Source organism: Actinomadura bangladeshensis, from assembly GCF_004348335.1.
Lineage (GTDB): Bacteria > Actinomycetota > Actinomycetes > Streptosporangiales > Streptosporangiaceae > Spirillospora > Spirillospora bangladeshensis.
Genome location: NZ_SMJW01000348.1, coordinates 1 through 6,907 on the forward strand (window position 1 = coordinate 1; position 6,907 = coordinate 6,907).

Sequence of the window (6,907 nt, forward strand, 5' to 3'; positions counted from 1 at the left end):
CGCCCACCCCGGCCCTCGCGCCTGCCGCAGGCCGTGTGGTCTGTGGGGATTGTGGTGGGGTGGCGGTCGGGGCGGACGGGTTTTGTGGGCGGTGCGGGTTGCGGCAGACCGGTGGGCCGGGGGGTGGCGAAGTCGATCTTGGGGACGTCGGCGCCGCGGTCAGTGATCGCGGGCTGCGGCGGAAGCGGAACGAGGACGCGGTCGCGATCGCGGAGCTGTCCCGAGGGGCCTGCGCGGTGGTGTGCGACGGGGTCGCCACGGCGCCGGGGTCGCAGGAGGGGGCGCGGCGGGCCGCCGACGCGGCGCTGGCCGTGCTCACCGGGCGGGTGTCCGTCGGCATGGATCCGCGGGCGGCGACGCGGGCGGCGGTGGAGCGCGCGGCCGAGGTCGTCGCCGGGCTCGCCCGCGGGCCGGACGCCTCGCCCGCGTGCACGTTCGCGTCGGCCATCGTGGACCCGGCCGGTGTGACGGTCGGGTGGGTCGGCGACAGCCGGGCGTACTGGCTGTCCGAGGCGGGCTCGCGCCTGCTGACCAGGGACGATTCCTGGGCCGCGGCGATGGTCGAGCAGGGGGCGATGGCCGCCGAGGACGCGTGGGCCGACCCGCGGGCGCACATGATCACGGCGTGGCTGGGCGCGGACGCCGGGCCCGTCGAGCCGCATGTGGCGGCGTTCCGCCCGGCGGTCCCGGGGCTCGTCGTGCTGTGCAGCGACGGGCTGTGGAACGACCTGCCGGAGGCGGCGGACCTCGCGGCGGTGGCGCTGGGCGGCGCGGGCGGCCCGATCGGCGCGGCGCGGCGGCTGCTGCGGGCGGCGCTGGAGGCGGGCGGCCGCGACAATGTCACGGCGGCGGTGATCCCCTGCCCGCCGCCGGTTGGGGAGCGGAGCAGATGAGCGGGTTTCCGGAGTTCACCGTCCGCGTCGACCAGAACGCCTACCTTCCGGCGGGCGGGCGGGAGATGCACGCGATCGTCACCGTGGCGGCGCGCTCCGACGGCGGCGGCGGCGCTCCGGCGGCGGAGATCATCCTCATCGACACGTCCGGCTCGATGTCGTACCGGGGGAAGATGGCCGCGGCGAAGCGGGCCGCGCGGGCGGCGGTGAACGTGCTGCGCGACGGCGTCCACTTCGCGGTCGTCGCGGGCGCGAACCGGCCGCGGATGATCTACCCGCAGGGGGAGCGGCTCGTCGCGGCGGACGAGGCGTCCCGGCGCGGCGCGGTGAGCGCCATCGGACGGCTGGAGGCCGCCGGCGGGACGGCGATCGGGTCGTGGCTGCGGCTCGCCGAACGCCTGTTCACCGGGTACGACGACGCCGTCAGGCACGCCATCCTGCTGACCGACGGCAAGAACCAGCACGAGCCGGCCGAGGAACTGGACGCGGCGCTGCGGGCGTGCGAGGGCCGGTTCCTGTGCGACGCGCGCGGCGTCGGCACCGACTGGGACGTCGCCGAGCTGCGCAAGATCAGCTCGGCGCTGCTGGGCGGGTTCCTGGACGTCCCCGACCCGGCCGACCTGGAGGCCGACTTCCTGGCGATGACGCGGGCCGCGATGAGCAAGGAGGTCGCGGACGTGACGATGCGCGTGTGGACGCCGCAGCAGGCGCGGCTCCGGTTCGTCAAGCAGATGGTTCCCGCCGTCGAGGACCTGACCGGCCGCCGGGTCGAGTCGGGCGCGCAGACCGGCGACTACCCGCTCGGCGCGTGGGGGAGCGAGTCCCGCGAGTATCACGTGTGCGTCGAGGTGCAGCCCGGCGACGTCGGACGGCAGATGCGCGCCGCGTGGGTGAAGCTGCTGGCGGGCGACGAGGTGCTCGCGTCCGGGAACGTCCTCGCCGAGTGGACCGACGACGAGGCCCACTCCACCCGCATCAACGGCCGGGTCGCGCACCACACCGGGCAGTCGGAGCTCGCCGAGGCGATCCAGGAGGGCCTGGAGGCGCGGCGCGAGGGCGACGAGGACCGCGCGACCGCCCGGCTCGGACGCGCGGTCGTCCTCGCGCGGGAGGTCGGCAACGAGCAGATCTCCGGCCTGCTCCACCGGGTCGTGGACGTCGTCGACGAGGCGGCCGGCACCGTCCGGCTGAAACGGGACGTGTCGAAGGCGGATGAGATGTCGCTCGACACCCGTTCCGTCCGGACCGTCCGGACCCGGCACGGCGACGACGGCAAGGCCGGAGGCTGAGGCCCATGCCGATCTGCCCGCGCGGGCACACGTCCCGAAGCGCCGACCGCTGCGACGTGTGCGGCGACCCCATCGGCGGCCCGCCCCCGGCACCGCCCGCGGCTCCGCCCCCGGTACCGCCCGCGGCCGGGCCCGATCCGCCCACGTGCCCGCACTGCGGGACGCCCCGTTCGGGCCGCTTCTGCGAGGCGGACGGCTACGACTTCGACACCGGCACCCTCTACACGGTCGAGCTGGCGATCGACCGCGCGGCGCGCGCCGTGCCGCTGGTGCCGCAGCCGCGCACCGGCAGCTCCCCGGCCGCCCAGGCCGCGCAGCCCGGGCCGTCCGCGCTGGTCGCGGCCGACCGCGCCTACTTCGACACGGTCGTCGCCGAGATGGGCGAGGACGCCGCCGGCTTCGCGTTCCCGCCCTACTGCCCGGAGCGGCGCGTCCCGCTGACCGGCGGCGAGGTCCGGATCGGCCGGCGCAGCGCGTCCCGCGGGATCGTGCCGGAGATCGACCTGAGCGCGCCGCCCGAAGACCCCGGTGTGTCGCATCTGCACGCCGTCCTGCTGGCGCGGCCCGACGGCACCTGGACCCTCGTCGACCCCGGTTCGACGAACGGCACGACGGTGAACGGCGGCACCGCGCCGATCCCGGTGAACGCGCCGGTGCCGATGGCGGACGGCGACCGCATCCACGTGGGCGTCTGGACGACCATCACGCTGTCCCTGCAGGAAGGCCCGCCATGACGATGAGTCCCGCGCAGCCGGCGGCTCCCGCTCCCCGGACGCCCGGCCCGCGGCTCGACCCGGCCCCGCCCCGCTCACCCACGCCCGGCGCCCCGCGCGGCGGCCGCCTCCGGACGTTCCTGCGCGGCCGCTGGCTGAAGACGATTCCCGGCCGCATCCGCGCGCATGCCGTGCTCTGCCTCGCCGCGCTCGTCGCGCTGCTGGCCGTCCTCACCGTGTCGGTCGGGAACGCGCGCGACTCCGTCCAGACGATCGGGCACGACGCGGGCCCGCAGGTCGTCGCGACCGGCACGCTGTACTTCGCGCTCAGCGACATGGACGCGCAGGTGTCCAACATCCTGCTGATCGGGCGCGAGCACAATCTCGGCATCGGCTACGACAACTCGCTGCGCGTGTACGAGAAGCGCCGCGCGGAGGCGGACGCGGCGGCCGTGCAGGCCGCGCAGCTCGCCGGGCGCGACCCGGCGCTGAAGCGGACCGTCCAGGAGGTGCTGGACGGCCTCGGCAAGTACGAGCGCCTCGTCGGCCAGGCCATGCAGCTCGACGCGCAGTCGGACCACGCGGCGGGCGAACTGCCGCCGCAGGTCGTCGACGCCTACCGGCAGGCGACCGACCTGATGAAGCTGCAACTGCTGCCGAAGGCGTACAACATCACGCTGGACAGCGGCGCGCACGTCCGGCAGTCGTATGAGACGAAGCGGTCGGCGGTGCTCGCGGGACGCGCCTGGGTCGCCCTCACCGGCCTGGTCGTGCTGCTCCTGCTGATCGCGACGCAGCTGTACCTGGCCCGGACGTTCCGGCGCGTCCTCAATCCGGCGCTGGTGCTCGCGACGCTCGGCACGGTCGTGCTCACCGCGGTCGGCGCGGGCCTGCTCACCGCGCACGCGGGCCACATCAAGAAGGCGAAGGAGGACGGGTTCGACTCGATCCTCCAGCTGTCGCGGGCGCGGGCGATCAGCCACAGCGCGTTCGCCGACGAGAGCCGCTACCTGCTCGATCCGGGCCGCGCCGACACCTACGAGCAGACCTACCTCGACAAGTCCCTGTCGGTGATCTACCCCGACCTCGGCGACAAGCCGGTGAACCTGGAGAACTACTACGCGGGCCTGGAGCAGAAGGTCGCCCCGTACAAGCCGGGCAAGGGCGCCGTGCCGTTCCTCGGCTTCTTCGGAGACGAGGCCCGCACGATCGACAAGGGCCGGGAGGCCGACGCCCTCGCGGCGGTGCTCGCGGCGTACCGGACCGTCCAGCGCAACGACGCCGAGATGCGGCGGCTTGCGTCGTCGGGGAACCGGTCCGGAGCGATCGACCTGCGGATGGGCCGGACGTCCGGCGCCATCCACGACTTCGACAACTTCGACCAGGCGCTCAGCCTGCTGACGGCCGTCCACCAGGACGCCTTCGACAAGGCGATCGAGGACGCGGACGGCGGGCTGCGCGGCTGGAACGCCGTCCCGCCCGCCGGCGCCGCCGTGATCGCCCTGCTGGTCCTGGCGGGGGTCCGCCCCCGGCTGGCCGAGTTCCGCTGACCGTGACCGGAGGAGAGCAAGCCATGCGCGGTACCCGAGCCGTCGCCGCCGTCCTGGCCGCGGCGGTGCTGGCGGGCTGCGGCCTCGGCGGCACCGAGGAGGAGTCCGTCGCCGACAAGGACTCCCTGGTCATCGGCGTGAAGGAGGACCAGCCGGCGCTCGGCGTGAAGCGCCCGGACGGGACGTACGAGGGCTTCGACGTCGACGTCGCCACCTACATCGCGGGGAGGATGGGCGTCCCGAAGAGCCGCATCACGTGGCGGACGACGAACTCGTCCGTCCGCGAGGAGGCGCTCGCGAAGGGCACCGTCGACATGATCGTCGCGACGTACTCGATCACCGCCAAGCGCAAGATGAAGGTCACCTTCGGCGGGCCCTACTACGTCGCCCACCAGGACACCTTCGTCCGCGCCGACGCCGCGTCCATCAGGGACGTCCGCGACCTCAAGGGCAAGCGGATCTGCGAGGTGACCGGCTCCAACTCCTGGCGCCGCGTCATCGAGGAGCGCAAGGTCGCCGCCGAGCCCGTCACCGTCGGCACCTATGGGGCCTGCATGGACGCCCTCGCCGCCGGGAGGCTCGACGCCGTGTCGACCGACGACCTGATCCTCGCCGGGTTCGCCGCCGGCCGCCCCGGACGCATGATCAACGCGCCGTTCACCGACGAGAAGTACGGCGTCGGGCTCAAGAAGGGCGACCTGAAGGGCTGCGAGGAGGTCAACCGGGCCATCACCGCGATGTACCAGGACGGCACCGCGCAGCGCCTGCTCACCAAGTGGTTCGGCAGGTCGGGGCTGAAGCTGACGACGAGCGTCCCGCAGTTCGAGGGCTGTACCTGAGCCCCCGTCAGGGGGTGGTCGTGGACGGGAACGCGACGATCGCCTCGCGCAGCGTGTCGTAGATCGGGATGTACCGGTCGATGCCGGTGATGCGGAAGACCCGCTGGACGCGCGGCGGCAGCGCCACCAGCGCGATGTGGCCGCCGCGCTCGAGGGCCCGCCGGTTGGCGGCGACGAGCGCGTTCAGGCCGGTCGAGTCGCAGAACGTGACCTCGCGCATGTCGACGACCACCGGCTCGTCGGTGTCGACGACCTCGAAGAGGGTCTCCTCGAAGCGCGTCCGGGACACCACGTCGATGTCGCCCTGGACACGGACGACCGTGCAGCGGTCGTCGCGCATCAGGCTGATGTCGAAGTCCATGGTCACCTCACGCCCATCCGGTCGTACCCGGCCATCTCAGGTGACTCCTCAGGATCGCGCACCCGTGCCCGCATTCCAAGCTCTCACCGGGAATGGGGACCGGTCACCGAGCCCGCCCCGCCGGACCGCAACGCCGTCCCGGACGTCCGGCCGGTCCCACGTGCAGACTCTACCCGACGTGCCGTCCCGGACGTCCGGATGCGTCCGGGGACCTCCGGGAAACGAGGGCAATAACTTACTCAAGAGAAACTTACTGAAGGGTAAGAAATGGCGTCCAATGTCACTCGCGCGGGGCTTGACCTGCGCTTGGACCATTTCTTACCCGCCTCCCCGCGCGAAAGGCGGACGCTGACTCCGACCCGGATCGGCGCAGAGGTTACAGTGAGGTGGCGAAATTCGGGAGGCTGGGTGTTCTACACGTTCATGACGCGCGTGGTGCGTCCGATCCTCTGGCTGCTATTTCGGCCCCGCGTCGTCGGCGGCGAGAACGTGCCGAGCTACGGGCCGCTGATCGTGGCCAGCAACCACCTGTCGTTCATCGACAGCTTCATCATCCCGCTCGCGGTGCCGCGCCCGGTCACCTACATCGCCAAGGCCGACTACTTCGAGGGCGGCGGGCTGAAGAAGGGCTTCGTCCGCTGGTTCCTGACCAACCTCGGGCACGTCCCGGTCCGCCGCGGCGCCCGCCGCGCCGCGATGGGCGCGCTCGAGCAGGCCGCCGAGGTCCTCGACAACGCCGGCGCCTTCGCGATCTACCCCGAGGGCACCCGCTCCCCGGACGGACGCCTCTACCGCGGCCGCACGGGCGTCGGCTGGCTCGTCCTGGAGTCCGGCGCCCGCGTCCTGCCGGTCGCCCTGGAGGGCACCGAGAAGATCCAGCCGATCGGCGCCGCCTTCCCGCGCGTCTTCGGCCCCCGCCCCACCGTGCGGATCGGCCCGCCCATGGACTTCTCCCACTACCGCGACCTCCCGCCGGCCAAGGCCCGCCGCGCCATCACCGACGAGATCGTCGAGACCATCCAGAAGATGTCCGGCCAGGACTACGCCGCCGAATACAACGACCGCGCCGAACAACAGAACTGAGGCGCCGCCCTCCGCTGCCGCTCCGGCCGTCGCGTGACGGGGCCCGGCCTCGCGGTTCATGACGTCCGTTCCGGTCGTCGGGTTGGGGGTGAGGCGCCGCCCTCCGCTGCGCTCCGGCCGTCGCGTGGCGCGGCCCGGCCCCGCGGTTCATGACGTCCGTTCCGGTCGTCGGGTTGGGG

7 protein-coding genes are annotated in these 6,907 nt (G+C 73.3%); 6 read left to right on the top strand and 1 reads right to left on the bottom strand.

Annotated features, from left to right (window positions below; all coding sequences use genetic code 11):
- Nucleotides 1-98 precede the first annotated feature (98 nt).
- From E1284_RS37110 to E1284_RS37130, 5 genes are read left to right on the top strand one after another with little or no spacing between them, the layout of a single operon-like run.
- On the top strand, nucleotides 99-893 hold the full coding sequence (locus tag E1284_RS37110; protein WP_165965574.1) for a PP2C family protein-serine/threonine phosphatase: 795 nt from the start codon (nucleotides 99-101) through the stop codon (nucleotides 891-893).
- The gene (locus E1284_RS37115; RefSeq protein WP_131944825.1) at nucleotides 890-2,182 is read left to right on the top strand and encodes a VWA domain-containing protein; all 1,293 of its coding nucleotides are present in this window, start codon (nucleotides 890-892) and stop codon (nucleotides 2,180-2,182) included. The genes E1284_RS37110 and E1284_RS37115 overlap by 4 nt, the downstream gene beginning before the upstream one ends.
- A gap of 5 nt (nucleotides 2,183-2,187) precedes the next feature.
- On the top strand, nucleotides 2,188-2,916 hold the full coding sequence (locus tag E1284_RS37120) for an FHA domain-containing protein (RefSeq protein WP_131944826.1): 729 nt from the start codon (nucleotides 2,188-2,190) through the stop codon (nucleotides 2,914-2,916).
- Entirely contained in the window at nucleotides 2,913-4,445 is a 1,533-nt protein-coding gene (locus E1284_RS37125; RefSeq protein WP_243714979.1) for a hypothetical protein, read from the top strand. Before E1284_RS37120 ends, E1284_RS37125 begins: the two co-directional genes overlap by 4 nt.
- Before the next feature lie 23 nt (nucleotides 4,446-4,468).
- Nucleotides 4,469-5,284: a glutamate ABC transporter substrate-binding protein gene (locus tag E1284_RS37130; protein WP_131944827.1), complete on the top strand. Its 816-nt coding sequence runs from the start codon at nucleotides 4,469-4,471 to the stop codon at nucleotides 5,282-5,284.
- A 7-nt stretch (nucleotides 5,285-5,291) separates the two neighbouring features.
- Here E1284_RS37130 and E1284_RS37135 read toward each other — a convergent pair whose 3' ends face one another.
- Nucleotides 5,292-5,645 carry an STAS domain-containing protein gene (locus tag E1284_RS37135; RefSeq protein ID WP_131944828.1) on the bottom strand — a complete coding sequence of 118 codons (354 nt, stop codon included), beginning with the start codon at nucleotides 5,643-5,645 and terminating at the stop codon, nucleotides 5,292-5,294.
- A 408-nt stretch (nucleotides 5,646-6,053) separates the two neighbouring features.
- Here E1284_RS37135 and E1284_RS37140 point away from each other — a divergent pair, with 408 nt between their 5' ends.
- Entirely contained in the window at nucleotides 6,054-6,728 is a 675-nt protein-coding gene (locus E1284_RS37140; RefSeq protein WP_243714980.1) for a lysophospholipid acyltransferase family protein, read from the top strand.
- The last annotated feature ends 179 nt before the right edge of the window (nucleotides 6,729-6,907 follow it).

Coding starts and splice junctions, on each gene's coding strand:
- E1284_RS37130 (WP_131944827.1), top strand. CDS start 4,469: ATGCGCGGTACCCGAGCCGTCGCCGCCGTCCTGGCCGCGGCGGTGCTG.
- E1284_RS37125 (WP_243714979.1), top strand. CDS start 2,913: ATGACGATGAGTCCCGCGCAGCCGGCGGCTCCCGCTCCCCGGACGCCC.
- E1284_RS37115 (WP_131944825.1), top strand. CDS start 890: ATGAGCGGGTTTCCGGAGTTCACCGTCCGCGTCGACCAGAACGCCTAC.
- E1284_RS37120 (WP_131944826.1), top strand. CDS start 2,188: ATGCCGATCTGCCCGCGCGGGCACACGTCCCGAAGCGCCGACCGCTGC.
- E1284_RS37135 (WP_131944828.1), bottom strand. CDS start 5,645: ATGGACTTCGACATCAGCCTGATGCGCGACGACCGCTGCACGGTCGTC.